Raw genomic sequence first — 26,946 nt, forward strand, 5'->3', positions numbered from 1 at the left:
GCATCCTGGTCCCATGAGCGATCTCGGCAACCTCTCGGTCATCTTCGATCTCGACGGGACACTCGTGGACAGCGAGCCGAACTACTACGAGGCGACACGGCAGATGCTGGCCGGGCACGGCGTCCCGGGCTTCACCTGGGCGGAGCACGAGCGTTTCGTCGGCATCAGCACGCTGGAGACGGTGACCCTGCTGCGCGACCGCCATGGACTGCGGCCCTCGGTGGCCGAGTTGCTCGCGGAGACGAACCGGCGCTATCTGGAGCTGGCCGGGACACGCACGCGCGTGTACCCGCAGATGCGGAAGTTCGTGGAACTGCTGGCGGCCGAGGGGGTGGCGCTGGCGGTGGCCTCCGGGTCGTCCCCCGAGGCGATCGAGGCGATCCTGGCCGGCACGGGCCTGGACGCGTGGCTGCGCGCGGTGGTCTCCGCCGACGAGGTCCCGCACGGCAAACCGGCCCCCGACGTCTTCCTGGAGGCGGCCCGCCGCCTCGGGGCCGCCCCGGCCGACTGCGTGGTCCTGGAGGACGCCGCTCCGGGCGCGGCCGCGGCACACGCCGCCGGGATGCGCTGCATCGCGATCCCGTACGTCGCCGCGCAGGCCGACGCCCCCGAGTTCGGCACGGCCGAACTGCTGCTGCGGGGCGGCCAGGCGGATTTCACGGCCCGAGCGGCGTACGACTGGCTGGTCCGGCCGGCCCGGTCCGACTGACGGTTCGGCAGGCCGGCTGTCGAGGCGCTCGCGCCGGAGCAGCCCCGGATTCCCCTGCCCGTCCTCCCGGTCGACGTCGAGGAGAACGGCCCGGATCCCCACGACCCCTCGTTCGGCCGGACGAGGGGGTACGACGGCTGGGCGCAGCTCTCGGGCGCCTCGGCGGCGGCACCGCGGCCGGCCGGAGCGGTGGCCGTGCTGCTCGGAGCAGGGCCGGAACTCACTGGGGTCAGGTCGTCGAAGCCCTGTCCCGACGCTCGCGGGCCACCACCAGTACACAGGGCAGGCGTCACCCGGACGGCGCACCCGGCCAGCCGTTCGCTCCGCCGGCCGTGCGATGCCCGGAATGGCTGCATAGCGTGGCCGCATGACCACGACCTGCGCAGAACCGCGGCCGCCGGCCACCGACGACCGGCGCTGGCGGGCGCTCGGGGTCTGTCTCGCGGCCGGCTTCATCTCGCTGCTCGACACCTCGATCGTCAACGTGGCGCTGCCCTCGATGGAGCGCGGACTGGGCGCCACCGAGGCCGCCCAGTCCTGGGTGGTCTCCGGGTACTCCCTGGCCTTCGGGCTGGCGCTCGTCCCGGCGGGCCGGCTCGGCGACATGCGCGGACGGCGCCAGACCTTCCTCATCGGGCTCGCCGTGTTCACGGTGGCCTCGGCGGCCTGCGGGCTCGCCGCGAGCCCCGACTGGCTGGTGGTGTTCCGGCTGATCCAGGGCGCGGCGGCGGGCGTGGTCGCGCCGCAGACCTCGGGGCTGATCCAGCAGATGTTCCACGGCTCCGAGCGCGCCAAGGCCTTCGGGCTGCTCGGCAGCGTCATCGGGGTCTCGACGGCGGTCGGCCCGCTGGCGGGAGGCGTGATCATCGACGCCGTCGGCACCGACGACGGCTGGCGCTGGGTGTTCTTCGTCAACCTGCCCATCGGGGTCGCCGCGCTCGCCGCGGGCCTGCGGCTGCTGCCCCGGTTCCCCGCGTCGGCGGACCGGCGGGAGCGGTTCGACCCGCTCGGGGTGCTCCTCCTCGGCTCCGGCGTGTTCGCCCTGATGCTGCCGCTGGTGCAGGAACAGCAGTGGACCGGCCGGCAGAAGTGGGCGCTGCTGCCGGTGGGCGCGGTGCTGCTGGGCCTGTTCTGGATGTGGGAGCGGCGGCAGGGCCGGCTCGGGCTGGCGCCCCTGGTCGATCTGAACCTGTTCTCGCTGCGGTCCTTCACGCTCGGCTCGCTGATCAGCCTGACCTACTTCGCGGGCTTCACCACGGTCTTCTTCGTCCTCGCCCTGTTCCTGCAGAACGTGGCGGGATACAGCGCGCTGGCCGCCGGAGTCACGGTGCTGCCCTTCGCGGCCGCCTCCGCGGTCGGTGCCGCCCTGGGCGGCCGGATGGTGGTGCGCCACGGGCGCAGGGTCGTCGTCATCGGTCTCACCGGGGCGGCGGTGGGGCTGCTCGGGGTCGTCGCGGTGGTACGGCTGGTGCCGTTGGAGAGCATCGGGTGGGCCGCGGTGGTGCCGATGATCATCGGCGGCCTCGGCTCCGGCATCACCGTCTCGCCCAACACCACGCTCACCCTGACCCTCGTCCCGGTGAAACGGGCCGGCGCGGCCGGCGGCGTGCTCCAGACCGGCCAGCGCGTCGGATCGGCGGCCGGCATCGCGGTGGTGGGCTCGGTGTACTTCGCCCGTCTCGCGCACCACGGCCCGGCCGACGAGGCGCTCCAGCTGGGGCTGCTGACGTCCGTCGGGTTCATCCTGGTGGCACTGGCTCTGGCGGTGGCCGATCTGGGAGAGCGGGCGAAGGCGCCGAAGACACCGGAGGCAGCGCGGACGCCGGAGGCAGCGCAGACGGCTGAGGCAGCGCAGACAGCTGAGGCAGCGCAGACAGCTGAGGGCTGAGCGCCGGGCGTCCCGAGCCTCCCGGGCGGCCACCGCCTCCACCACCGAGGGCACGGTCGGCGTCGGCACGACCTGTGAGGTACGGGGTCGTGGGCAGGTGCTTCGGCCACACCGACGACCGCGGCGGCCCGCAGAGCGGCCGGGAGCACGGGAACAGGGGTCCGCGCGATTCCCCCACGGAGAACGCGGACGACACGGGGGGCAACGGCTGCGGCCGGGGCTGCTTCCGGGCTCACGGGCGCTTCCAGCGGTGGGGCCGGGCCCGCCCGGCGTGCCGGGATGTCCGCGGGGGTCGTGACATCGCGCGGGCCCGGGATCGCGGAAGGTGATCGGGGCGCGGAAGCAGATCGGGGGCGGCTGTCAGGCAGGCGGTGGACGTCCGGCCGCGGCTTACGAGCGACGGCGGGGTCTGCCGCGTTTCGCGGGCTTGGCGGACTTCGCGCCGGCGGCACGCGCGCGTGCGGTACGGGCGGCCGGCTTCTGCGCCTGCCGGGCCTTCGCCGGCGAGGCCTGTGCGGACCCGGACGGCTTCTCGGTCTGTGCGGTCTGGCGGCCGCGCGTGCTGTTGACCGTGCGGCCGCGGACGATGCCGATGAAGTCGTCGACCATGTCCGTGGTGGCCTCCTCGGGCCAGGACAGGGCGACGGTCGACTCGGGGCCGTCGGTGAGCGGCCGGTAGGTGAGGTCCCGGCGGTGGTACAGGCGGGCCAGCGACTGGGGGACGACCAGGAGGCCCACACCGGCGGCGACCAGCTCGACGGCGTCCTCGGTGGTCGCGGGGCGCTCGAAGGCGGGCTCGCCGGGCGGGGCGTCCCAGTCGAAGACGTCGTCGAGGGGGTGGAGGAGGACCTCGTCGGCCAGGTCGGCGACGGTGACCTCCTCGGCCGCCGTGATCACGTGGTCCTTGGGGACGACCACCACCGTGGTCTCGGTGTAGAGGGGGATCGCGCTGAAGAACGTACGGTCCACCGGAAGCCGTACCAGGCCGGCGTCCGCGTCCCCCGCGCGCATCAGGCCGGCGGCCTCGGCGGCGGGGACCTGGTGCAGGGTGAGCGGGATGTCGGGCAGGCGCTCGTGCCAGATCCGAACCCATTTGGCGGGCGTCACGCCGGGGACGTACGCGAGCCGGAACGACGGTGTTTCCTCCGAGCCTGTCACCAGCCCAGGTTAACGGGCCGCGGAGGGCCGTTCGGCACCGGCCGCCGCCGGCCGCCGCATCGGCCGTGGCCGGCCGGCGGGCCGTCCGGTGCGACAGGTGGCGGGCCGGCGGCCCCGCCGTCGGTCGTGGTCGGGGCTCCCGCGCCTGGCCGATACCCTTGACCTCATGAGTTCGCACCAGACCGGCCAGACGATGAAGCCCGCGACCGCGGCGAAGAAGCTGGGCGTGTACCTGCCCGCCACGCCCGCCGCCTTCCAGGAGGGCGTCGTCTCGCGCGCCGAGCTGAACGAGCTCCAGGCGAATCCGCCCGAGTGGCTGCGTGAGCTGCGGGTCAACGGACCGCACCCGCGTCCGGTGGTCGCGAGCAGGCTGGGCGTGTCCATCGCGGGGCTTGCGCGCGGCGGGGTGACGGAGCCGCTCACCACCGAGCAGATCGAGGAGCTCCGGCGTGAGCTGCCCGAGTGGCTGGAGAAGGAGCGCGCCACCCAGGCCGAGGTCCGCAAGGAGACCGTGCGGCTGAAGAACCTCAAGCGGGAGAAGGAGTCGGGGCAGGCCTGAGCCCTCGCCCGCGGGACTTTTCACGGCCCCGGCCCAGGCACCCGCGCCTGCGTCCCGGGGCCGTCGTCGTACCGGTCGCGCCTCTCGCCGTACCGGCCACCCGGTCGCCATACCGGCTGCCCCGCTTGCCCGCACCGCTGTCCCCGCCGTCCGCCGGTCCCTCCCGGTTCCTCCCCGACCCCTCCCTTCTTCACCCGTCCCGCCCCCGACGCTGCGGTTTCCCGTCTCGATGTGGACCGCGAGGGGGTGTTGAGAACAGGTCCCGGCGACCGGACAGAACAACCGGAGGACAGCCCAGCAGGGCGTCAGTCAGTGGTCGGGCCACGGCCACCGGAACCTGAGTATCAGCATCAATGTCAGTGGTCTCCCCTACAGTCGCCGTCAGTTGATCACTGCGGTGCGGGGAGGCACGCATGGGGTGGGTGACGGCCGGGGAGTACGAGGTGGCCCTGGACGGCGGGAAGGTGGTCTGCCGCAACGCGGCTGGGCGGCGGCTGAAGTCGGTGCCCGCGAAGTTGGCGGACGATCCGGCCGTCCTGGGGCTGCGGCAGCTCGCCGAGTGGCTGGAGCGGCACGAACGGCAGTGCCTGGCCGACGTGGAGCGGTGGATGACCCGTTCGCTTCCGGTGCCGCTCGCCGTGCTGACGCAGGTGTGGCCGGACCCCGCCTGGCAGGCTGCCCTGCGCGACCTGGTGGTCACCGGCGCCGACGGCGAGGTCGCCGGGTTCCTGCGGGATGCCGACGCGGGACGCGGTCTCGGCCTGGTCGACCTCGACGGCGACACGGTGCGCATCGCCCCCCGGCTGGTCCGGCTGCCGCACCCGGTGCTCCTCGAAGACCTGGCGGAGCTGCGGGAGTTCGCCGTGGAACTCGGCGTCGAACAGCGGGCCCAGCAGCTCTTCCGCGAGGTCTGGCACCGCCCTGCCGCGCTGGACGCCGAGGGCACGCAGATCGAGGAGTACGCGGGCGGGGTCTTCAAGGAGCTGCGGTTCCTGCACGGCAGGGCCACGCAGCTGGGGTACCGGGTGCGCGGCGGATACGCGGTCTGCTCCGTGCTGGAGGAGGGCCGCGGGGTCGAGGCCCGGGTCTGGATCGGCGACTACGACAGCTACTTCGAGACCGAGACCGGCCCGCTGGTGTGGACCGATCCGGCGGGCCGCACGCTGAGGCTGGGTCAGGTCGGCCCGGTCGCCTGGTCGGAGGGGATGCGGATGGCGGCGGCGCTGTACGCCGGGCGGGACATCGAGGACGAGGAGCGGGCGGCATGACCACGTACGACGAGACCACCACGGCCGCGCTGCTCGACGCCGGCGCGGTCCTGCCCCCGGGCACGACCGCGCGGGAGGACGCCGATGTCCTGACCGCGCGGACGTACACGCACCCCGCCCTGGACGGCCGCCCGGTGGTGCGGCTGGTGCCGGGCACCCTCGGCGAGGCCGAGGACCTGGCGCTGGAGTTCCTCGGTCTGGCCCGGGAGCCGGAGGCGCCCGAGGTCGGTCAGGTGCGCCGGGAGACCCTGGGCTTCCCGGCCTGGGCGCTGGTGCACGACCCGGCCAACGGCCACCACGCCCTCGCCCTGGTCAAGGACGTCGAGCGGCTGGCCCGGCAGGCCAAGTCCAAGCCGGGCAACGCGAAGGAGGGATTCGAGGCGCTCGGCGAACGGCTCGGCCGCGCGGTCCCGCACTTCCTGCCGACCTTCTACGAGCAGGCCGCGCGGGTCTTCCTCCAGCACGAGAACACGACGTACGCGGGCGCCTTCTTCGGCAAGGCCCGCGAGGCCGAGCGGGTGCACGCCCTGACGGTGGACGAGGAGCGCCGGCGGGCGGTGTTCCTGGAGTTCGCCTTCGCCGGGGCGCTCACCGTCAAGGCGCTCAAGGAGTATGTGAAGGACCTCGCGCGGCGCCTCGAACCGGGCACCGCCTGGGCGCAGTTCCGGCAGCTGACGGTGGAGCGCTGCGCGGCCGGAATGCCGCCGTACGCCTCACTGCCGCAGGACGCGCGCGGGCTGATCAAGACGGCGGGGCTCGACCGGGTCACCGAGGAGTGCGCCCTGGTCGCCGACCTGCTGGCGTCCCCGGCCGCCGTCCGGGCGCCCGCCTCTTTCTGGAACGCCTACCGGAGCGTACTGCCGGTCCTCGTCGAACGACGGCCCGAGATCCGGGTACGGCTGCTGGAGATCATGCCGGCGGGCCTGGGCCGGAAGGTGGAGGACGACGAGTTCTGGCTGACGCTCCTGACGGAGTGCGGAGCGGACCTGCTGCTCACCGAGGAGGGCGGCGGGGAGGTCGACGCGGCGGACTGGCTCAGCCGGTGGGCCCAGCACCGCAAACACGGTGCCGCGTACTCGCACCGCTCCCCCGCCACGCTGGCGCTGGTGGAACGGATGGCGTCCCGGCTGCGGGCGGGCGCCCGGCCCGTCGATCTCTTCGCCGGGCGCTGGCAGGCGGGGGCGGACCTCGACCTGCTGGACCTGTGCGTGGCGGAGGGCATCGCCTTGGCCGTACCCGACCCGGACACCCAGGTGCACCTGCCGCTGGCCGGCTGGCTGCGCGACCAGCGGCCCGGCAGGCGCGACCTGAAGGCCGTCGCCGCCGAATCCCGTTACCGCGCGCTGCTGTCCGGCGCCGTCGAGGGGCTCGGGCGGGGGCAGGGGGCCGCGGAACTCCCCCAGGTGGCCGCGCATCCGGTGCTCGGCGACGTGCTGCGCGAGTGGCTGCGGGAGGCGACCGCGGAGTTCGCCGCCGGCGGCGGACTGCCCGGGGTCGAGGCCGGGCTGGAGCGGCTGCGCCCCTTCCGGACGGTGGTGCCGGAGAGCCCGCAGGCCGTCCGCAGGCTGACCGAGTACGACATCGTCCCGGTCCTCGGCCGTACGCTGCGCGCCGGGATCCTGGACGAACTGGGCTGGCCGGCGCTGGAGGAGGCGCTGGAACTGCTCGACGCCGAGGTGCGCGGCGACCGGGACAACGAGCTGTCGGTGACCGAGGCATGGCCGGCGCTGATCGTGGCGCGCGGCCACAAGGCGGTCGTCGTCGGCCCCGAGGGGATCCTGCTCACGCACGACCTGCGGCTGCCCGCCGGCCTGGACCGCTGGCAGCGCCCCCGGTTCCGGTACGCCGACGGCGAGTTGCTGGTGATGTGGCGGGACGGTGCGAAGCAGCACGGCTACTGGTCGAACCGCCCGTCGGAGGTGGTCGCGCTCGGCGGTGAGCAGATCCCCGGCTGGTGGTCCGGCATGGACGCGGCCAACGCCTCGATCCCGCTGCCCGGCGGCGGCCGGGCCACGGGCGGCCGCACCCTGCACGCCGGGGACACGGTCCTGCCGCCGAGCCGCCCGGTGCTGGGCGACGGCACCACGTACTGGCGTCAGGGCAGGCAGGGCCGGCAGTCCCTGTGGCTGGAGTACGACCCGGCGAGCGGGGAGCACGGGCGTGCCTCGCTGCCCGCGCTGCTGGCGTCGGCCGTCCGCGAGGACGCCTCGCTGCTGCACGACTCCTGCGAGGTGCTGCCGCTGCAGCCCGGCCTTGAGCACAGCCCGTTCGGCACCGACGGCACGGTCCTGGGGCGGTGGGTGCGCACGGAGGGCGAGGGCCTGAATACCCCGAATACCCCGCATATACGGACGACCGCCGGCACGCCGGACGGGCGGACGGCGACCCTGCGCGCGGCCCGCAACGGCCGGGTGCCGGGGGTGCCGCTGGGCGCGCTGCGGCTGCCGGGCGGGGCCGAGCCGATCGCCGCGCAGTCGTACCGGAGCGTCGCCCTGCACGCGGCCGACGGCACCGAGCTCGGTCGGGTGTCCTTCGGCGAGTCGGGCGGAACGTACGCGGCCGGTACCCGGCTGGTGCCGCCGGTCGTGTTCTGGCACGCGCTGCGTCCCCGGGACGAGCGCGGGTCGGCCGTACTGCGCGCCCTGACCGACGAGGCGGCCGGTGAGCTGATGCGTGCCACGGCGACGGCGCTGGACGAACGGCGGCAGGCGCTGGCCCGGGCCGGCAAGGACGACAGGGCCAGGGCCGCGGTGCCGACCGCCGACGAGGTCACCGTGGCCGCGGTGGCACAGGCGCTGCCCGGTCTGACCGACCGGCGGCTGCTGGCCGGTGTCGCCGCCCTCGTCCACACGGCGCTGCGGGGCGCCGAGACGGCCGGGGCCCTGGCCGCGCCCGCGCAGGAGCGGGCGCGGCAGCCCAGGCAGCGGACCGAGGGCATGTTCGCCGACTACTCCCCGCCGCGCGGCGAGGACCGGGCGCTGCACGACGCGACGGCCGGGGTCGTGACCCTGCAGAGCGCGTGGCACGGCGGCTGGGCGGCGCTGCGCCAGATCCGCGCGGTGAACCACGTGCTGTCCGGCAGGCCCGCCGACGGCAGACCGCTGCCGGAATCCGAGCGGCTCGCCCCCGTCGGCGACGGCTGGCAGAGCGACGAGTACACCGTCCCCGGCATCGGCGCGGAATGGCCGCCCGTCCTGGGCGCGCTGCGGCCGCTCGCCTACCGCGCCTGCTCACCGGCCCTCACCGACGTCCAGCGCGAGCCGCTGCTCCTGCTGTTCGAGGCGCTGACCGAGGGGCCGCTCCCCGCGCTCGGGACCACGCTGCGCGTGGTCGTGCTCGGCGAGCCGCACGACAAGCAGCAGCGGGTGGGGCAGGTGCTGCGCCGGGACGGTCGCACGGTGGTGGTGCTCGGCTGCCAGAGCGTCGACGTCCGGCTGGGAGCGGTCGAGTGGCTGGCGCTGGACCACGACCCGTCCGGGGCGTTCGGTGCCGTCGGGCACTTCACGCTGGTCCGAGAGACCCGGTACGCCGCCGGGATCCCGGCTGACCGGCTGGCCGAACTGACCCGGCTGGTCCGGGAGAAGGGCGCCGCACCCTGGCGTCCCGAGGCCCCCGAGGCGCTGGTGACCGCGACGAACGGCGCGCTCGGCCCCCTGCAGGCCACCGTGCTGCTGGCCGGCCACCCGCACGCCCCCGGTGCCGCGGGGCTCGCGGCAGTCGGCCTCAAGCCCCGCGGGCGGACCTTCGGTGCACAGCTGCTGAGCTCCCTGGGCCAGGACGAGCAGCGGGCGCTTCTCGGCGCGCTGCTGCCGGAGGACCCGGCCGGGCTCTGGACGACCGGCCCCGACACGGCGGCCGCGGGCCGGCTGTGGGCCGAGCGGCTCGGCACTCTGGTGCGCCTGCCGGAGGAGCTCAGCACCGATCTCGCCGGCATGGGCGTCGACCACGCCGAGGCCGTACTCAACCCCGCCCGCACGCCCTGGCTCGCGCGCACCACGGTCTTCCGGCCCGACGAGGACGGCGACTTCACGCCCGCCGACCCGTCGGCGGTACCCGGTTCGTACGCGCTGGCCGGGGCGGTGCGGAGCCTGGCGGCGCTGGCGTACGTGCTGCCGTACGGGCATCCGCTGCGGGCCGGGCTGGCAGAGGGGCTGGTCGCGCTGCGCCGCCGGCTGACCGACCCCGAGCTGCTGCTCGACCTGAACCTGGACTGGACGGAGAAGGGCGACCCGGCCTGCGGGCGACTGCGCAAGATCTTCGGTCTGCCCGAGACCGGCGGGGGCGACGCGCACGGGCTGACGAGGGCCGGTGACACGCTGGTGCTGCGTCCCTGGTACCAGGACATGGAGCATGTGCTGCTGCGGCCGGCGGCGCTGAGCGGGGCCGACGACCCCGTTTTCGGGCTCCTGGAGGGCCTCTTGGGCGCGGGGCGCTCGTCCCGGCTGCGGGCCGTGCGGACGCTGCTCGGCGACGACCTCGCCCGTGCCCTCACGGCCGAAGGACCCGAAGGGTACGCCCAGGACCCGTCGGTCAGCGTGCCCGCGCTGGTCGCGGAGGTCGCCGAGGCGCACGGTCTCGGCGCGGACGCGGCGGCGCTCTACCTCCAGCTGCTGGCGCTGCCCGATCCGACCGACCGCAACTGTGCGCGCTGGACCGGCTGGAAGCCCGCCCGGATCAAGAAGGCGCGCGCCGAACTGGCGGCGACCGCACTGGTCGTCGAGGCCAAGCGCCCGCGCGCCGGCCGCACCCTCTTCCTGCCCGGCGGCTGGCGCGACCTCAGGGCGCCGGCCCTGCCGTCGGAGACCTGGAAGGAGGCCCTCTACCCGGTCTCCGACGGCGACCGGACCCTCCCGCTGGTCCCGGTGCGCGAGCTGTTCACCCGGGCCTGGGAGCGCGTCCGCGCCGGGGACGCCCCCGGGTACGAGGAGCTGACCACCCGGGCGACCCGCGGCGGCCGCCGCCGATGACCACGATCCGCACCACCGCCCGAACCGCCGTGAAGGACGACCGTCGATGACCGCCAGCACCGCTCCACTCCGCCAGATCGTCCCGCCCGAGGACCGGTACGCCACCGAGCTGGCCTTCCTCGCCGCCCACGACGCCGGTCCGCGCCCGCCGGCCTGGCGGCTGACGCCCCGGGCCGTCGTCACCTTCGTCATGGGCAGCGGCGGCCGGGCGCTGCGGCTCGCCGACGACGCCGTGGCACCGAAGGGGGTGCCGCGTCGGCTCGTCGTGGCGGACAAGTTCGTCGGCGACCGGGCCCTCGTCGAGCGCTGCGTGGTGACTCTCGCCGGTGAGCGCGGGCTGTTGCTGGTGGGCGAGCCCGGCACCGCCAAGTCGATGCTGTCGGAGCTGCTGTCGGCCGCGGTGTGCGGCACCAGCGGCCTGGTCGTGCAGGGCACCGCCGGCACCACGGAGGACCAGCTCAAGTACGGCTGGAACTACGCCCTGTTGCTCGCCCAGGGCCCGAGCCGCCAGGCGCTCGTGCCCTCCCCGGTCCTCACCGCGATGTCCCGGGGCGCCGTCGCTCGCGTGGAGGAGGTGACCCGCTGCCTTCCCGAAGTGCAGGACTCCCTGGTCTCGCTGCTGTCCGAGCGGCGCATCGCGGTACCCGAACTGGCGGGCACCGACGACGCGCTGGCCCACGCGGCCCCCGGCTTCACCCTCATCGCCACGGCCAACCTGCGGGACAAGGGCGTCTCGGAGATGTCCGCCGCGCTCAAGCGGCGCTTCAACTTCGAGACGGTGGGCCCGATCACGGACCTCGACGCCGAGACCGCGCTGGTGCGCGGCCAGGCCCGGGCGTCGGTGGAGCGGGCCGGGGCACCCTTCCAGGTCGACGACGCGGTCCTCGAGGCCCTGGTCACCGCGTTCCGTGATCTGCGCGAGGGACGGTCGGCGGAGGGCTGGGAGGTGGAGCGTCCGTCCACGGTGATGAGCACGGCGGAGGCGGTGTCGGTGGCGGGCGCGCTGGCTCTGGCGGCGGCCTACTTCCCCGGGGACCGCGACGTCCTCGGCCTGCTCCCGGGCCACCTCCTCGGCGTCGTACGCAAGGACGATCCCGCCGACGCGGCCCGGTTGCGCGGCTACTGGGACGGTCCGGTACGGCGGCGTGCGGAGCAGGGTTCGGCGACCTGGCGCACGCTGTGGGACCTGCGCACGGTGCTGGAGGCGTGACGGTCGTGTCCGACTCCCCCGAGGCGGCACTCGCCGCGCTCACCGATACGGCGGGGCCGTACCTGATCGGTGTACGGCACCACGCGCCCTCGCTCGCCGCCGCGGTACCGGCGCTGCTGGACGCGGCGAGACCGGACGTACTGCTGGTCGAACTGCCCGCGGAGCTGCAGGAGTGGCTGCCGTGGCTGGCCCACGAGGAGACCCTGGCTCCCGTGGCCCTCGCCGCGGCACCGGGCGACGGCAGCGGCGGCCCGGCGTTCTATCCGTTCGCCGACTTCTCCCCGGAACTGGCGGCGGTGCGGTGGGCGGAGCGGAGCGGGGTGCCGGTGGTCGCCTGCGATCTGCCGCTGGCGGACCGGGGGTGGCGGGAGAAGGAGGCCATGGCAGCGAGGTCCGGTCGTCTCTCGGAGGCCTTGCACTCCCGGCTGACGGGGCGTCCGGGGGATGACCTGTGGGACAGGTTGGTGGAGGCGGCCGCCCCCGGTTCGACGGCGGAGGCCGTGCGCCGGGCAGCACTGCTCACGGGGTGGGCGTTGCGAGAGGAGGGGGGCGTGTCGGAGCTGGATCTACGGCGCGAGGAGTGGATGCGTTCCCGGCTGGCGGAAGCAACGGCACGCGGTGAACGGGCTGCCATGGTGGTCGGCGCCTTTCACGCTCCGGCACTGCTGCGCCCCGCCGGGGACGCGGCGCATTCGACGTGCGGCCACCGCCGTGTGGGCGCGGGGAGCCCCCACTGGCCCGCACCCGAATGGACGACCTCCCTCATCCCCTACACCTACGCCCTCCTGGACGAGCGTTCCGGCTACCCGGCCGGCATCCGCGACCCCGAGTGGCAGCACATGGTCCTGGAGACAGCGGGAGATCCCCTCGCCCTGGAACACGCGTTGACCAGCGCGGCCGTCCGTATCTGCGCCGAACTCCGCGCGTCGGGCCACCCCTCGGGCCCCGCCGACGCCCGGGAGATCACCCGCCTCGCCTCAGACCTCGCCCGCCTCCGCGGCCTCCCCGCCGCGGGCCGCGGCGAACTGGTCGAGGCGACCCAGACCGTGCTGGCACAGGGCGAGCCCTACGGCCGGGGCCGGGCCGTCGCCAGGGCGATGGAGAACGTCCTGGTCGGCACCCGAGTCGGCCGCCCCGCGCCCGGCGCACCCCGCAGCGGTCTCGCCCCCGCCGTCGAGGCCGAACTCGCGGCGCTCGGCCTGCCCGGCCCCGCGGACGGCGGCCCCGGCACCTTCCGGGACCTTCGGCTCGACCCCCTCCGCTCGGATCTCGACCGGCGCCGCGAACTGCTGCTGCGCCGCCTGACGCTGTGCGCCGTGCCGTACGCCGACCCCAGGACGGTGACCGGCACGGGCGGTGCGGACGCCCTCACCTCGCGCTGGGAGGTGCGCTGGACGCCGGCCACCGCGGCGATGCTGACGGCGGCCGGGATCCGGGGGGCCACCCTCGTACAGGCTGCCGAGGGCGTGCTGCGCGAGCGGAGCCGCACGGAGCGGGACGCCGGCGGCCCGACGGCGGCGCAGGTGCTCGGCGGCCTGGAGCAGGCGGCGCTCTGCGGACTGGACGGCCTCGTGGCGGAGCGGCTCGGCGACACCGCCGAGGTGCTCCCGGACACCGGCACCCTTCCCGAACTCCTCGCCGGGCTGGCCCTGTCGGACCGGCTGCGGAACGGCCACATCGCCGGCCTCGGCGCGGACGAGGACCGTACGGCCAGGGCCGTCGCGGTGGCCGAACTGCTGACCGCGGCCGCGGTGCGCCAGGTGGACGGCCTGACCGGTTCCGAGGACCCGGCCGACGCCCGCGCCCTGCTCGAACTCGCGCACCGCGCCGACCTGTCGGGCGGGATCCGGCTCGCCGACGCCCTGGCCCGGCTGGCCGCGGACGGCTCCCCGTTGATGCGGGGAGCCGCCGGAGCGGTTCGCGTGCTGCTGGGCCAGGAGGAACCGGGGGCGTTCGGCGGCCGGGTCGCCTCCTGGGTGGACGGGGCGGTCGATACCGGGTCCCGGTCGGCGCTGACCGCCCGGCTGACGGGGCTGCTGACGGCCGCCGGACGGCTGCTGGAGGCGGCCGCACCGGCGTTGGAACCCCTGGTCGACCGGGTGTCGGGACTGTCCGACCGGGACTTCCTGGACCGGCTGCCGGCCCTGCGCGGAGGTTTCGACACGCTGAGCCCGGCCGACCGCGAGCGTCTGCTGACCGGAGTCGAGGAACGTCTGGGCGTCGACCGGGTGGCCGACACCGGGGCGGTCGACCCGGCATCACTGGCCACCTGGACCCGCGCGGACCTCGCCGCCCGCGAAACCCTGCGCGCGCTGGGCCTGCTGACCCCGCCGCGGGCTCACCCGGAGCCCGAGCCGGTCGGCGCCGCCGTGGCCGTGACCGGTCACCGGCTGGCCCCCGCCGACCGCTGGCGTCTGCTGCTCGGCCGCCGCACCGATCGACTCCCCGAGGGGGTTCGTGCCTTGGCCACGGCGCTGGACGAGCTGTACGGGCGCGGGCACGGCGAGGGCAGCCGTGGCGACCTCGGCGGCGGCCGGGGCGGTGGGCGTGAGGCGTCGTATCCCGGGGTGCGGGAGTGGTCGCAGGAGCTGGCGGCGCTGTTCGGGCCGGGCATCCGGGAGGAGGTGCTGGCGGCGGCCGCGGCGACGGGCCGCCAGGACGTGCTGGCCGAGCTGGATCCGGACAGCGTGCGCCCCTCCGTGGACCTGCTGCGGTCGGTGCTGCGACACGCGGGCGGGCTGCCCGAGGCCCGGCTGGCGGCGCTGCGCCCGCTGGTGCGGCGCCTGGTGGACGCGCTGACCCGGGAGCTGGCGACCCGGCTGCGCCCCGCGCTGCACGGCACCGCCCTGCCGCGGCCCAGCCGCCGGCCGGGCGGCGGCCTGGACCTGTCGCGTACGCTGCGGGCCAACCTGGCCACCGCCCGCCGGGCAGCCGACGGCACGGTCCGGGTGATCCCGGAGCGCCCGGTCTTCCGGACCCGGGCCCGGCGCGCCGCCGACTGGCGGCTGATCCTGGTCACGGACGTGTCCGGGTCCATGGAGGCGTCGACGATCTGGGCGGCGCTCACCGCCTCGGTGCTGGCCGGGGTGCCGACTCTGTCCACACACTTCCTGGCGTTCTCCACCGAGGTGATCGACCTCACCGGGCACGTGGACGACCCGCTGTCGCTGCTGCTGGAGGTGAGCGTCGGCGGTGGCACGCATATCGCGGCCGGGCTGCGGCACGCGCGCGAACTGGTGACCGTGCCGTCCCGGACGCTCGTGGTCGTGGTGAGCGACTTCGAGGAGGGCCGTCCGGTCGGCGGGCTGCTCGCCGAGGTCAGGGCGCTGGTCGGAGCGGGCTGTCACGTCCTGGGCTGCGCGAGTCTCGACGACTCGGGGCGCGCCCGCTACTCCACCGGGGTCGCGGGACAGCTGGTCGCCGCCGGGATGCCGGTCGCGGCCCTCAGCCCGCTCGAACTCGCCCGCTGGGTAGGGGAGAAGATCGCATGAACACGGAACGGGAACTGCCCGCGGTCGCGCCGGCCGTGACCGCCGAGTTGGTCGCGGCCCTCTCGCCCCGGTTGCGAAAGCGGCTGGACGCGGGCATCGCCAAGCTGGCGGACCGGCCGGTCGTCCGGGACGGCGACACCGTGCGCATCAGCGTCGACGACGAGGGCTCCGTGCTCGAACTCGTCGCTTCCGGGGGCGTCGTGGCCGCCACGGCGGGCATCCGCTGCGGCTGTCTGCTGGCCCCGGACTGCCTGCACCGGGCCGCGGCGGCTTCGGCGGCCCCGGTGGCCGACATGACAGGGAGCGCGGAGAACGCGGAGAACGCGGACGGCAGGGGAAGCGCAGCGGCCGTCGGAGCGGCGGGGACAGCGGAGGGCGCCGGGGCCGCCGAGCCGGCCGAGACCAGCAAGCACCCCGGGACCACCACGCCGTCGGAGACCACCGCACTCTCCGAGACCACCAGGCCGAAAGGGACCACCGAGCCCGCCGAACAGCCGTCACGCGTCTCGGGCGGCCGTGAGGTACCCGGCCCCGAAGAGTCCGCGACGTCCACGCACATCAGCGCCGCGCACGCCGTTTTCGGCGCCGTGGCCGCCGTCCTCGACGCCGGTGCGGACGGTTCCGGAGCCGTTTTGCAGGCGGAGTTGCTGCGTGCCGCGCACTCCGCCCGTCTCGCGGGTCTGCCCCGGGCGGCCGCGGCGGCGGTCTCCGTGGTCACCGCGCTGCGCGCGGCCCGTGCGGCCGACCCGGCGTTCCGGCTCACCGAACTCGTGAGCACCGTGTCGGAGGCCCTGCGCGTGGCCCACCGCCTGCCGTTCGCCACGGGCGCCGAACTGGCGGAGCTGCGCGGCACCGCACGGCAGCCGTACACGCCGGACGGTTCGCTGCGGCTGTACGGCCTGTTCTCGGAGCCGGTGCTCACCGCGAGCGGCTATGCGGGCGCGGTCACCTGGACCGCGGACGCCGAGGGCCGGCTGTACACGGTCTCGGACGTGGCGCCGGGCGGCGCGGGCCGGGCGGTGGGCGCCGCCGACCGTGCCGTACGCGTCGGGGACACGGCGCTGACGCACCGCGAACTGGCGCGGGCCGGGCTCACGGTGTCGGGTGCGACGGTGTCGCCGACCGGTCGGCTGGGGGCGGGCGCGGGGGTACGGGCGGTGCGTGCTTCGGGCGCGGACTGGCGGGCCGAGCCGCTGGACCGGTTGTGGGCGGTGCCCGTGGCCGAGCAGGTCGGGCGCGCTCTGAGCGGCGGGCACGATCTCCTCTTCCTGGAGGTGACGCTGGTCGGCGCGGTGCGCGAGGCGGCGGGTGACCGTCTGCTGGCCGACTGCGGCGGTGTGCCGTTGCGGCTGACGGCGGCGCACGACCATCCGGCGCTGCCGCACCGGGACAACCTGCGGCTGCTGGCCGCCGCACGGGGCAGCCGGCTGCGGGTGATCGCGCGTCTCACCGCGGCCTCGCACGCCTGCGCCCAGCTCCTCGCGACGGGGCATCCCACGATCGCCGGGAGCCATGTCGACCTGGGCCTGGACCGGCTCCAGCACGCGGACCTGCCGACTCCGGCACCCGCGCTCGCGCCGGTCGACGCGATGCTCACGTCCGACGAGGCGCCCCTGCACCTGCTGCGCCGCCGGGTCGAGCAGGCGGCTTCGGGCGGGCGGCGCGTGCTGGCCTTCCCGGGTGACTCCGCGGCCGATGCCCGCCGTCTGCGCCGGCACGGTCTGGGCACGGCCGGCGATGTCCTCGACGAGCTGCTCGGCGCTGCGGCGGAACGTTCGCGTGACGCCTTCGGCCGTCTGCGGCCGGCGGACACCCGCCGCTTCGCCCGGGCCTGGCTGACCGCGGCGCGCTACACGGACGAGGTCGACCGCTTGCTGTGCGCCGCCGCCTGGAGCGGATGACCGGCCACGACGACCGTACGCGGGCCGCCGCTCGTTCGGCACCCGTGACCGCCTCGGCACGGTGCCGAACGCCCAGCGGCCGGGGCCTGGTGCGGACGCCGGATCGGACACCGGGTGGCAGGGAGCCGGCCGCCGCAAATCCCGTGGACAGCGTCTTCGCCCCTCCGGCACAGTGGCCGATCGTGACGAGCAGTGAACTGTGGGGCCAAGCCGAAGCGGACCGCTACGACGACGAGGAGACCGAGATGTCCTCGGCGGCGGTGCTCGGACCGACCGTCGACTTCCTCGCCGGACTCACCGGAGACGGCCGGGCGTTGGAGTTCGCCATCGGCACGGGACGGGTCGGTGTCCCGCTCCGGGAGCGCGGCGTGCCCGTGACGGGCGTCGAGTTCTCCGAGCACATGGTGGCGGTCCTGCGGCGAAAGACCGACGAGGAGACCCTGCCGGTCGTGATCGGAGACATGGCCACGGCCACCGTGCCCGGTGAGTTCGCCCTGGTCTATCTCGTCTACAACACGATCTCGAACCTGCTCACCCAGGACGAGCAGGTCGAGTGCTTCCGCAACGCGGCCCGGCATCTGCGGCCCGGTGGCCGGTTCGTGATCGAACTGGGGGTGCCGCCGCTGCGGCTGCTGCCCCCCGGCCAGGTCGCGGTGCCGTTCGACGTCTCCGCCGGGCACCTCGGCTTCGACACCTTCGACCTGGTCGAGCAGATCCTCGTCTCGCACCACCTCACCCGTGACGGCGCGGACGGCCGCTACCGCCGGGGCGCCTCCCGCCACCGGTACGCATGGCCCGCGGAGCTGGACCTGATGGCCCGGATCGCGGGCCTCGAACTGGAGCGCCGGGTGGCCGACTGGGACGGCTCTGCCTTCACCCAGGACTCCACGAAGCACATCTCGGTATGGCGCAAACCGGCGTGACCGGTCGCGGCCGGGCGTCGCGGCCGGCCGAACGATTCACAGCGCCCGCCCCGCCCGGCACCGGCTGACCGGCACCGGTCAGCCGCTCACCGGCGTCCACTGGATCCGCGTGCTGCTCAGGGAGACCACGACGGCCGCCGCCGCGACGACCGCGAGACCCCACACCAGGCTGCTGGAGCTCGCCACGAAGCCGATGACCGGCGGGCCGGCCAGCAGGCCCGTGGTGCCCATGGCCGCGACCAGTGCCAGCGCCTGCGAGCCCTGTTTCGCCGCGGCGACGTAGACGCACGGGGTCACCGCGGCACAGCCGAGTCCGACGCAGGCGAACCCGAGGAGCGCCGCCGCCACTCCCCCGCTGAGCAGGGCGAAGGCCAGCCCCGCGGCGGCGAGGGCGCTGCCGACCAGCACGACGCGGCCGTCGCCCCAGCGGCTGCGCCAGCCGTCGGCGAAGACGCGGGCCAGCACCATCATGCCGGAGACCACGGCGATCCCCATCGGCGCCAACTCCGCGGACGCCTTGGCGACTTCCCGCAGGTAGAGGGCGGACCAGTCGTTCATGGCGCCCTCGGTCACGGTGCCGAACGCCATGGCGCAGCACATCCAGAGCGTCACGCGGGAGGGCAGGCTCCATCCGGCGCGGCTCGTGCTCCGCTTCTCCTGAGCGGGAGCCTCGTCCTGGAGAAGACCGGGGCGTGCCAGAGCGGTCAGCGAGACGAGGACGACGGCGGCCACGCCGAAGTGCGCCGCGACGGACGAGGTGGCCGCGTTCATGCCCGAGGCGAGCAGCGCGGCGAGCAGCGAGCCGGCGCTGAACGTCGCGTGCAGTCTGGCCATGGTGTTGCGTGCGTACCGGGTCTCCAGCGCCGTTCCCTGCGCGTTCATGGCCACGTTCAGGCACCCCACGCCCACCCCGTCGGCCACCATGACCAGCAGGGCGACCGGATAGTCCGGAGCGAACGCGAGCGCCAGGAGCAGCAGTGTCAGGCCGAGGGCGGACAGCAGTGCCAGCCGGGCGGAGCCCAGCCGTCTCATGAGCACCGGGACCACGGGGAAGGAGGCGACGGCGCCGATACCGGCCGCCATCAGCAGCACCCCGACCTCGGCCGCGGTCAGCCCGAGGTCCGCCTTGATGGCGGGGATCCGCGCGGCCCAGGTGGCGTACTGGAAGCCGAGCGAGCAGAACAGCGCGGCGATGGCCAGCCGGCTGCGCTGGAAGGGATCACGGACAGGGAACACGCACATCAACTCGCTTCGTCGACTCGGCCGTCGTACGGGACATATAGACGGCGTTCGCGCCGTATCCGTCCGGGGAGATGCCGGGGTACGCGGTGAACCCGCGTGCCGACCAGAAGGGTTCGCTGCGGCCGACGGCGATCAGCGAGATCCGCTGGAATCCGCGTGCGGCGGCGGCCAGGGTGAGGTGGTTGAGCAGGCGCGCGCCCAGTCCCCTGCCGCGCAGCCGCTCCGCGACGACGATGTCGTGCAGGTGCAGGTTGCGAGGCGGACGGGAGGGGATCGCGGGTTCCTCCGCCCGTTCGAGGTCCGGGTATCCGAAGGGCGGATACGGCAGTGCCAGCAGGTATCCGGCCGGCTGGGAGCCGACGTCCAGGACGAAACAGGTCTCCGGCGAGGCGTCGGCCCTGGAGCGCAGGGCCGCCCGCCCCTCGGAGAGGCCGAGATCCGTATAGGCCAGGGATTCCATCGCGGCGATGGCGTCCCAGTCGGCGTCGGCGATGTGGCGTATGCGTACGCCGTCGCCGTTCACGGCTGCCCTCCGTCGACGCACGTGTACGGGAGCGGGGCGAATCCGTTGAAGCCCCGGGTCGTGTAGCTGAGCGCGTAGGCGCCGCTGGAGAGCACCCAGACGGGGTCGCCGGACGCCAGGTCCCGGGGGACGTGGACGAGGGCGTGTCCCTGGGGGTAGGCGTCGTCGCTGTCGCAGGTGGGCCCCGCCACGACGGCGGGGACGTACTCGGCGCCGGGGTGGGTGGGGAAGACGAGGGGGTACTGCAGGGCGTCCATCTCGTAGAGCCCGTTGAACCTGCCGCAGCTCAGGTAGAGCCAGTGCTGCCGCTCACCGTCGGGCCGGCGCCGCTCGGCCAGGCGGGCCACCTGGGCGCGGACGGCCCCGTGGTCGGCGACGAGGTGGCGGCCCGGCTCCATGACGAACGCGAGGTGCTCGCCGTGCACCCGTCTGAGGTGACGCATGCCCTCGCGGATGACGGCGAAGATCTTGTCCAGCGGGGGGTCCAGGGGCAGACCGTGCCGGTCGAGGTATCCGAGGGCCGGCAGACCGCCGCCGAGGTTGACGTGGTCCAGGACGATGCCGCGCCGGCCCAGGGCGGTCAGGACGTCCGCCAGGCACTCGACGGCGCTGTGCCAGGCGTCGGCCGTCATCTGCTGGGAGCCGACGTGCACCGACAGCCCGGAGGGTGTCAGGCCGGCCTCCCGGGCCGCCTGAAGGATCCGTACCGCGTCCGCGGGCGAGCAGCCGAACTTGTGGCTCAGTCCCCACAGCGCCCCGTCCCCGCTCGTCGCCAGCCGGCAGAACACGCGGGCTCCGGGGGCGTGGGCCGCGATGGCCGCCAGGTCCTCGGCGCTGTCGGTCGCGAAGTCCCGGACGCCGAGGCGATAGGCGTCGGCGATGTCCCGGTCGGACTTGACGGTGTTGCCGTAGTGGGTCCTGCCGGCCGGCACGCCGGCGCGGACCGCCTGCTCCAGTTCGCCGGGGCTCGCCCCGTCGACCCCCGCGCCCCTGCTCGCGAGGCAGGCGAGCACCTCGTCCACCGGGCAGGACTTCATGGCGAACCTGACGTCGACACCGGGCAGTTCACGCCGCAGGGTGTCGTAGCCGCGCCGGATCGCGGCCAGGTCGAAGAAGATCCCGTCCTCGGTGGCGCCCGCCAGGGCGGCGAGCAGGGGTGCGGAGGCGCGGGCCAGGGCCGCCGTCACGGCCGCTGCCCGGGCGTCCGGGGTACGTGACTGCGGCGGGCCGCGCCGACCAGCGGCTCCCAGCTCTCCGTCAGCAGGGCGAAGTCCTCGATGTCGCCGCGCGCCTCGTCGAGGAGGCGGGCCCGGCGCGAGCGGAGGACGTCGGCGAACTCGGCGTACCGCCCGCCGAGTCGGCGGTAGGCGGTGTCGAGGACGTCCAGCCGGTGGACGTTCTCGCTGCGGTCGAGCCCCGCGCTCTGTCTCGCCAGCCGGGCCACGAGGGATGCCCGCACCTGCCCCTGCGCGTCGAGCAGCTCGGCGCCCGCGCGGGCCATGTGGTCGTAGACGTAGTTGAAGTAGAGCATCGAGAGCAGGAACTTGACGAAGCGCAGTTGGTACGCCGTGAACCCGGAGCCGGTCCGGCGTTCGCCGGTGTAGAAGTTGACGATGTTCCGGTTGTGCAGGACGCCTGGCAGCGCGGCGTCGTGGACCAGGTGGATCAGGAAGTAGTCGCTGCCGATGGTGTCGGTCGCCGGCGGCAGGGGCACGTGTTCGTGCACGCCGTGGAAGGCGATGTTGCACATGTCCACGCGCATGGGGTCGACCACGGTCAGGGTGGAGTGGTCCGCGGTGAAGGTGTCGGCGCCGGCGCCCCGGAAGGACTCGTCGACGAGTTGCCGCTTGCGTTCGGGCGACCAGTCCATGGGTGCCCACAGACCGACCATGTCGTGGTACACGCCGGGGTCGATCCGTCGTATCTCACCGATGTCGACGGACAGTTCACCGACGAAGGAGCTGCCGGCCATGGCCACCGGCCGGTTCATGCGGTCGGCGGCGAGTGCGGTCTCGGTGACGTGGCGGGCGGCGTCGGCCGCGGGCCCGCCGAGTGACAGCAGTTCGTGGTGGACGGGGTAGACGGGCTCGCCGTCGACGACCTGGTAGCGGCTGTCGGAGTCCCTGCGGTGCACGGACTCGCAGCCGAGCGCGGCGGCGAGGAGGAAGGCGCGGTTGGTGCAGGCGCCGTAGGAGAGGCCGGCCGGAAGCATCAGGTCCAGGAGCAGGTCGGGCTTCACGGCCCCGGACCGGTCGATCGCGCGCCGGAGGAAGTCACGCTGCCGCGCCTCGTCGAGGTGGTGCACGACGATCCTCGGGTCGTGCGGTATCCGGCGCACGGTCTCCGCGTGCTCGGCGTAGGCCGGTTCGGCGCAGGAGTCCAGGATCAGCAGGTGCACCTCGGCGTCGAAGTGCTCCACGGCGTAGGCCGCTTCCCCGGCCACGGCGGTGATCGTGGCCGCGCAGGGCCTGTTGGTCGGCAGGGTCAGGCAGATTCGGCGCATGTCTCTTCTCCGGCCGGCTGCTCCAGGTCCGCCCCGGTCCAGGAGGTGAGGCCCAGCAGCCTGGCGCCGAGTTCGTCGAGGGTGGCCCTCCCGTACCGCAGGGACTCGTGCCGGGTGGCGTCGCCCAGCAGCGTCGCGTTCCAGTCGGGCGTGGCGAGGGTCCGCCATGACTCGACCCGGGAACGCCGCAGCGTTTCGTGGGACTCCAGCGCCGGCATCATCGACAGGTACTGGACCGCCCGCACCGTCTGCTCGGAGGTGTTCGGTGCCACGCCGTGGGCCAGCAGACCGTTGAAGATCAGCAGGTCACCGGCTTCCAGTTCCGGTCGCACCACGGGGAACTCGGCGCGGTCGATCCTGGGCCGGATCGGGTCGCGGTCCTCGGGCTGGAACGCCTTCCACTGGTCGAAACGCTTGAACAGCTCGGGGCAGCACTGGAAGCCGCCCAGTTCCGGCCCGGTGTCGGTCAGGGCGATGATCCCCTGGACTCGCTGCGGGAGCACACCGAGCGTGGTGTCGACATCCCAGTGCAGCTCGATGTCGAAGCCCTCCTCCGTGCCCGGGATCAGGGCCCGGTCACGGTTCTTGATGTTGGGCGGGTTCAGGTTGAGCCGGTCGAGCGTCACCCACAGCTCTTCGCAGTCCCAGACGTCGACGAACGCGTCGTAGACCCGGCGGGTCTGGCGGCTGTCCCAGAGGAGCTGGTGGTGGTAGGCCTCGACGAAGCCGTAGATGTGCAGGTCCCGGTCCAGGTCGGAGCGGTACTCGCGCTCCTCGTACCAGGTCTCCGGGCGCTCGGGGTCCAGTCCCTGGAACTCCCAGGCGAAGTCGAGCAGCCGGCGGGCCGCGGCGGCGGGGACGGCCTGCTTCACCACCACGTAGCCGTACGTCTGCCAGTGGGCGAAGTCCTCCTCGGACAGGACTCGCAGCGGGCGGGTCTTGGTCAGGTCCCGCAGGGGTGTCTGGGCGAGATAGGTCTCGCCGTCCGAGCTGAAGTAGGGGATGTCCGAGGGGGCTCGATGGAGATAACGGTCAGTCGTGGGCATACGGTGCTCCACACCTCGATCTCAGGTACCGGCGGCCCGACCGGGTCGCCAACTGCGCGGAGTGAGGGGCCGGGGACCGTTCCGGCAGGGTCACTGCACCACGGGCCGCACCAGCCCCTCTTCGAACTCGCGTACCTCCAACTTGGACTAGACCAACTCATCCTGTCAAACACCCCAGTTGACGGCGCGCTTTCGCCAACAGGACGCACCCCGGGCGCACTTGACACGAGTGGTTAGCCTGACGGAGACGCATTGGTCTGTACCAACAGGAGGGTGCACGCTATGGTCTCCACCAAGCACAGCGAGGAGTTGCGGCGGCTGGCGCGCTCCGTCCTGCAGCCGGGGTTCGTGGGCACGGAGGCCCCCGACTGGGTGCTGCGTGAGATCGGGGACGGGCTGGCCTCGGTCGTGCTCTTCTCCCGGAACATCGTCACGCCCCAACAGGTCACCCGCCTCACCGGCCGGCTACGCGCGGAGAACCCGGAGCTGATCATCGCGATCGACGAGGAGGCCGGCGACGTCACCCGGATCGAGTCGGCGACCGGCTCCACCCGGCCGGGCAACTTCGCGCTCGGAACCGTCGACGACGCCGAGCTCACCGAGGCCGTCGCCGCCGACCTGGGCCGCCAGCTGCGCGCCGCCGGGGTGAGCCTCGACTACGCGCCGAGCGCGGACGTGAACTCCAATCCCGACAACCCGATCATCGGCGTCAGATCCTTCGGCGTCGACGCCGAGGTGGTGGCCCGGCACACCGGCGCCTGGATCCGCGGCCTCCAGTCGGCCGGTGTCGCCGCCTGCGCCAAGCACTTCCCCGGCCACGGCGACGTGGCCGTCGACTCCCACCACGGGCTGCCCGTCTACGACGCCGGCCGCGCCCGGATCGCCGAGCAGGCCCTGCCACCGTTCCGTGCCGCCATCGACGCCGGCGTCCGCGCGGTGATGAGCGGCCACCTGCTGGTCCCGGCCTACGACCCCGACCTGCCCGCCACGCTGAGCCGCCGCATCCTGGACGAACTGCTCCGTCAGGAGCTGGGGTTCGACGGCGTCATCGTCACCGACGCCATCGAGATGGGTGCCGTGACCGGCCGTTACGGGATCGGCGGCGCCACGGTCAGGGCGGTCGCCGCCGGTGCCGACGCGGTCTGCGTCGGCGGTGAGAACGCCGACGAGGGCACCGCCGCCCTGCTCGTGAACGCCCTCGCGGACGCCGTCCTGGCAGGCGGTCTGCCGGAGGAGCGGCTCGTCGAGGCCAGCCTGCGGGTACGGGAGTTCGCGGCCTGGTCGGGAGGGCTCAGCCCGGCCGGCCCGGCCGTCTGGGACGCCGACGGCATCGGCTTCGCGGCGGCCCGCCGCGCCATCCGGCTGGCCGGAGCCGTACGGCACGCCCTGCCCCTGGTCAACGCACCGCACGTGGTGGAACTGGTGCCCGCCACCAACCTGGCCATCGGCAAGGAGACCCCGTGGGGCGTGGCCGCCCCGCTGGGCGAGCGGCTGCCCGGGACCACCTCCGTCCGGGTGAGCCGCGAGGAAGTGCTCTCCCGCGCCGGCACCCTGGAGACGCGGGCGCTCGCGCCCGCCTCGGGACGGCCCCTGGTCGTGGTCGTGCGCGACGCCGCCCGGCACGCGTGGATGGCACAGGCCCTCGCCGAACTCGTCGCCGCCCGCCCCGACGCGATCGTCGTGGAGATGGGCCTGCCGGGCACCGTCGTCCCCTCGGCCGCCCAGATCTTCACGCACGGCGCCACGGCCGCCTCCGGGGTGGCCGCCGCGGAAGTGCTCGCGGGTGCCCTTTAGTGCAAGCCGTGAGTGCACCCCGGGGTGGACCCGAGTGCAACGTCCTTACCCGTCAGCGGCATTGACGCTTCCTCTTCCCTTACCTACGTTCCGTCGAGAGCGCTCTCACACCCGTCCTTCGAAGCAGGGAGTTGCCATGCCCTCCGCGCGCAGACCGAGAAGCCGCTCCCTGCACCGACCGGCGGCGGCACTCGTTGCCGCCCTGTTCACCGTCCTCGTCCTCGTCACGCCCCCGGCAGCGGCCGCCGGCACCACCGCGGCGGCCGTCATCTGCAACAAGTACTGCGACACCCGGGACCCCGCGCTCTCCCCGGGTGACCGCGCGCCGGTCTCGGCGAGCGTCTACTCCCGCTCGGTCGTCCTGCACTTCGACGACGCCGACGCCATGGGCTGGGCGGCGATCGAGAACGGCAACCCGGGCGACGAGGTGTGGCTCGACCGTTCCTTCGACGGCGGCCGCACCTGGAGCTCGGGCAGCAGACTGGGCGACACCAGCGTGCCCACGGGTCAGCGTGGCTGGCGCACACTCATGTACAACGTGGACGACTGGAACAACCTGGGCGTCGGCGCCCTGCGCGCCTGCGGAAAGGCCGGGGACCGCGCCGAGATCGCGTGCACCCCCTGGGCCCGCACCACCTGGAACGCGGGCGAGCCGCGCACCGCCGCGGCCACCGGCCTGATGACCTTCTACGACTACGGAACCGGCCTGTTCGACACCACCGGCTGGTGGAACTCCGCGAACGCCCTGACCGCGGTCATCGACAACATCCGCGTGACGGGCATGGGCAGTTACCGGTACGCGATCGCCCGCACCTACGACCTCAACGTCAACGCGCAGGGCGGCCAGTTCCGCAACGACTACATCGACGACACCGGCTGGTGGGGCCTCGCCTGGGTGGCCGCCTACGACCTGACCGGGGACAGCCGCTACCTGGACACGGCCCGCGCGGACGCCGACCACATGGCCGCCTACTGGGACGGCACCTGCGGCGGCGGAGTGTGGTGGAGCACGGCGAAGACCTACAAGAACGCGATCGCCAACTCCCTCTACATCCAGCTCAACGCCGCTCTCCACAACCGCGTCCAGGGAGACACGACGTACCTCGGCCGGGCGCGGGCCGGCTGGTCCTGGTTCCAGGGCACCGGCATGGTCAACGGCTCGCACCTGGTCAACGACGGTATCGACCTGTCCACCTGCGGCAACAACGGGCAGGCCGTCTGGTCGTACAACCAGGGCGTCCTCCTCGGCGCCCTCGCCGAGCTGTACCGGGCCACAGGCGACGGCGGGCTGCTCGCCGGCGCCCGGCAGATCGCCGACGCCGCCACCACGGCCTCCCTGCTCCACACCTCCGACGGCATCCTGCGCGATCCGTGCGAGAGCGGTGACTGCGGAGCCGACGGGCCGTCTTTCAAGGGCGCCGACGTACGCGGCCTCGGCGCGCTCAACTCCGTGCTGCCGGACCACCCTTACACCGCCTACCTCAAGCGCCAGGCGGACCGCGCCTACGCGAGCGACCGCAACGCCCTCGACCAGTACGGGCTGCACTGGTACGGGCCGCTCGACCAGACGGACGCCGCCCGCCAGCAGAGTGCCGTCGATCTGCTCGACGCGGCGTACTGACCGTCCGACGGCGTAGTCCGGAGCACGTCCGGTGAACCAACTCCCATGGGCCTGCCCGGGCATGGGCTTTCCCCTGCGAGAACCCCTCGACCGGAGACGGCCGGAGGCCCCTCCGCGGTGAACACCTTCGGCCGTAGCCGTGC

The 26,946-nt window shown here is 74.2% G+C and carries 17 protein-coding genes; 11 read left to right on the forward strand and 6 right to left on the reverse strand.

Annotation, left to right across the window (positions count from 1 at the left end):
- The first annotated feature begins 13 nt into the window (after positions 1-13).
- Both LQ326_RS22815 and LQ326_RS22820 read left to right on the forward strand, forming a co-directional pair.
- Positions 14-709, forward strand: coding sequence for an HAD family hydrolase (locus tag LQ326_RS22815; protein WP_234539243.1), 696 nt, complete (start codon positions 14-16; stop codon positions 707-709).
- A 367-nt stretch (positions 710-1,076) separates the two neighbouring features.
- Positions 1,077-2,597, forward strand: coding sequence for an MFS transporter (locus LQ326_RS22820; protein WP_234539245.1), 1,521 nt, complete (start codon positions 1,077-1,079; stop codon positions 2,595-2,597).
- A gap of 390 nt (positions 2,598-2,987) precedes the next feature.
- Here the strand turns inward: LQ326_RS22820 and LQ326_RS22825 are convergent, their stop codons facing one another.
- Positions 2,988-3,755 carry a LysR family substrate-binding domain-containing protein gene (locus tag LQ326_RS22825; protein WP_234539246.1) on the reverse strand — a complete coding sequence of 256 codons (768 nt, stop codon included), beginning with the start codon at positions 3,753-3,755 and terminating at the stop codon, positions 2,988-2,990.
- 166 nt (positions 3,756-3,921) lie between these two features.
- Here LQ326_RS22825 and LQ326_RS22830 point away from each other — a divergent pair, with 166 nt between their 5' ends.
- The 7 genes from LQ326_RS22830 to LQ326_RS22860 all read left to right on the forward strand — a co-directional run bounded on the left by LQ326_RS22830 (position 3,922) and on the right by LQ326_RS22860 (position 18,074).
- Positions 3,922-4,314 (forward strand): DUF5997 family protein, encoded by a 393-nt coding sequence (locus tag LQ326_RS22830; protein WP_234539248.1) that lies wholly within the window; start codon positions 3,922-3,924, stop codon positions 4,312-4,314.
- A gap of 413 nt (positions 4,315-4,727) precedes the next feature.
- Positions 4,728-5,582 carry a DUF4132 domain-containing protein gene (locus LQ326_RS22835; protein WP_234539250.1) on the forward strand — a complete coding sequence of 285 codons (855 nt, stop codon included), beginning with the start codon at positions 4,728-4,730 and terminating at the stop codon, positions 5,580-5,582.
- Positions 5,579-10,549, forward strand: a complete 4,971-nt coding sequence (locus tag LQ326_RS22840) for a hypothetical protein (RefSeq protein ID WP_234539251.1) — start codon at positions 5,579-5,581, stop codon at positions 10,547-10,549. The genes LQ326_RS22835 and LQ326_RS22840 overlap by 4 nt, the downstream gene beginning before the upstream one ends.
- Positions 10,550-10,595: 46 nt before the next feature.
- A complete protein-coding gene (locus LQ326_RS22845; RefSeq protein ID WP_234539253.1) occupies positions 10,596-11,759 on the forward strand; it encodes an ATP-binding protein in 1,164 nt (387 codons plus the stop codon).
- The gene (locus tag LQ326_RS22850) at positions 11,756-15,250 is read left to right on the forward strand and encodes a vWA domain-containing protein (protein ID WP_372496923.1); all 3,495 of its coding nucleotides are present in this window, start codon (positions 11,756-11,758) and stop codon (positions 15,248-15,250) included. Before LQ326_RS22845 ends, LQ326_RS22850 begins: the two co-directional genes overlap by 4 nt.
- On the forward strand, positions 15,247-17,151 hold the full coding sequence (locus tag LQ326_RS22855; RefSeq protein WP_234539255.1) for a hypothetical protein: 1,905 nt from the start codon (positions 15,247-15,249) through the stop codon (positions 17,149-17,151). The genes LQ326_RS22850 and LQ326_RS22855 overlap by 4 nt, the downstream gene beginning before the upstream one ends.
- A gap of 182 nt (positions 17,152-17,333) precedes the next feature.
- On the forward strand, positions 17,334-18,074 hold the full coding sequence (locus tag LQ326_RS22860) for a class I SAM-dependent DNA methyltransferase (protein WP_234539256.1): 741 nt from the start codon (positions 17,334-17,336) through the stop codon (positions 18,072-18,074).
- 78 nt (positions 18,075-18,152) lie between these two features.
- Here the strand turns inward: LQ326_RS22860 and LQ326_RS22865 are convergent, their stop codons facing one another.
- Genes LQ326_RS22865 through LQ326_RS22885 form a run of 5 tightly spaced genes read right to left on the reverse strand, consistent with a single transcriptional unit; the run spans position 18,153 to position 23,388 of the window.
- Positions 18,153-19,316, reverse strand: a complete 1,164-nt coding sequence (locus LQ326_RS22865) for an MFS transporter (RefSeq protein ID WP_234539258.1) — start codon at positions 19,314-19,316, stop codon at positions 18,153-18,155.
- The gene (locus LQ326_RS22870) at positions 19,294-19,776 is read right to left on the reverse strand and encodes a GNAT family N-acetyltransferase (RefSeq protein WP_234539288.1); all 483 of its coding nucleotides are present in this window, start codon (positions 19,774-19,776) and stop codon (positions 19,294-19,296) included. The genes LQ326_RS22865 and LQ326_RS22870 overlap by 23 nt, the downstream gene beginning before the upstream one ends.
- Before the next feature lie 59 nt (positions 19,777-19,835).
- Positions 19,836-21,026, reverse strand: coding sequence for a type III PLP-dependent enzyme (locus LQ326_RS22875; RefSeq protein WP_234539260.1), 1,191 nt, complete (start codon positions 21,024-21,026; stop codon positions 19,836-19,838).
- Positions 21,023-22,342 carry a DUF6271 family protein gene (locus tag LQ326_RS22880; protein WP_234539262.1) on the reverse strand — a complete coding sequence of 440 codons (1,320 nt, stop codon included), beginning with the start codon at positions 22,340-22,342 and terminating at the stop codon, positions 21,023-21,025. The genes LQ326_RS22875 and LQ326_RS22880 overlap by 4 nt, the downstream gene beginning before the upstream one ends.
- Complete coding sequence (locus tag LQ326_RS22885) at positions 22,324-23,388, reverse strand: phytanoyl-CoA dioxygenase family protein (RefSeq protein ID WP_234539264.1); 1,065 nt, start codon at positions 23,386-23,388, stop codon at positions 22,324-22,326. The genes LQ326_RS22880 and LQ326_RS22885 overlap by 19 nt, the downstream gene beginning before the upstream one ends.
- Positions 23,389-23,670: 282 nt before the next feature.
- Between LQ326_RS22885 and LQ326_RS22890 the strand changes: the two genes are divergently transcribed.
- Positions 23,671-25,182 (forward strand): glycoside hydrolase family 3 protein, encoded by a 1,512-nt coding sequence (locus tag LQ326_RS22890; RefSeq protein WP_234539266.1) that lies wholly within the window; start codon positions 23,671-23,673, stop codon positions 25,180-25,182.
- Positions 25,183-25,318: 136 nt separating this feature from the next.
- Positions 25,319-26,803 (forward strand): glycoside hydrolase family 76 protein, encoded by a 1,485-nt coding sequence (locus tag LQ326_RS22895; RefSeq protein ID WP_234539268.1) that lies wholly within the window; start codon positions 25,319-25,321, stop codon positions 26,801-26,803.
- The last annotated feature ends 143 nt before the right edge of the window (positions 26,804-26,946 follow it).

The sequence above is a fragment of the Streptomyces shenzhenensis genome, assembly GCF_021462265.1.
Lineage (GTDB): Bacteria > Actinomycetota > Actinomycetes > Streptomycetales > Streptomycetaceae > Streptomyces > Streptomyces shenzhenensis.

What these genes read in the sequence shown, in the direction of transcription:
- LQ326_RS22830 (WP_234539248.1), top strand. Translation starts at nt 3,922, where the DNA reads ATGAGTTCGCACCAGACCGGCCAGACGATGAAGCCCGCGACCGCGGCG.
- LQ326_RS22865 (WP_234539258.1), bottom strand. Translation starts at nt 19,316, where the DNA reads ATGTGCGTGTTCCCTGTCCGTGATCCCTTCCAGCGCAGCCGGCTGGCC.
- LQ326_RS22880 (WP_234539262.1), bottom strand. Translation starts at nt 22,342, where the DNA reads ATGCGCCGAATCTGCCTGACCCTGCCGACCAACAGGCCCTGCGCGGCC.
- LQ326_RS22885 (WP_234539264.1), bottom strand. Translation starts at nt 23,388, where the DNA reads ATGCCCACGACTGACCGTTATCTCCATCGAGCCCCCTCGGACATCCCC.
- LQ326_RS22845 (WP_234539253.1), top strand. Translation starts at nt 10,596, where the DNA reads ATGACCGCCAGCACCGCTCCACTCCGCCAGATCGTCCCGCCCGAGGAC.
- LQ326_RS22895 (WP_234539268.1), top strand. Translation starts at nt 25,319, where the DNA reads ATGCCCTCCGCGCGCAGACCGAGAAGCCGCTCCCTGCACCGACCGGCG.
- LQ326_RS22835 (WP_234539250.1), top strand. Translation starts at nt 4,728, where the DNA reads ATGGGGTGGGTGACGGCCGGGGAGTACGAGGTGGCCCTGGACGGCGGG.
- LQ326_RS22855 (WP_234539255.1), top strand. Translation starts at nt 15,247, where the DNA reads ATGAACACGGAACGGGAACTGCCCGCGGTCGCGCCGGCCGTGACCGCC.
- LQ326_RS22870 (WP_234539288.1), bottom strand. Translation starts at nt 19,776, where the DNA reads ATGGAATCCCTGGCCTATACGGATCTCGGCCTCTCCGAGGGGCGGGCG.
- LQ326_RS22840 (WP_234539251.1), top strand. Translation starts at nt 5,579, where the DNA reads ATGACCACGTACGACGAGACCACCACGGCCGCGCTGCTCGACGCCGGC.
- LQ326_RS22815 (WP_234539243.1), top strand. Translation starts at nt 14, where the DNA reads ATGAGCGATCTCGGCAACCTCTCGGTCATCTTCGATCTCGACGGGACA.
- LQ326_RS22890 (WP_234539266.1), top strand. Translation starts at nt 23,671, where the DNA reads ATGGTCTCCACCAAGCACAGCGAGGAGTTGCGGCGGCTGGCGCGCTCC.
- LQ326_RS22820 (WP_234539245.1), top strand. Translation starts at nt 1,077, where the DNA reads ATGACCACGACCTGCGCAGAACCGCGGCCGCCGGCCACCGACGACCGG.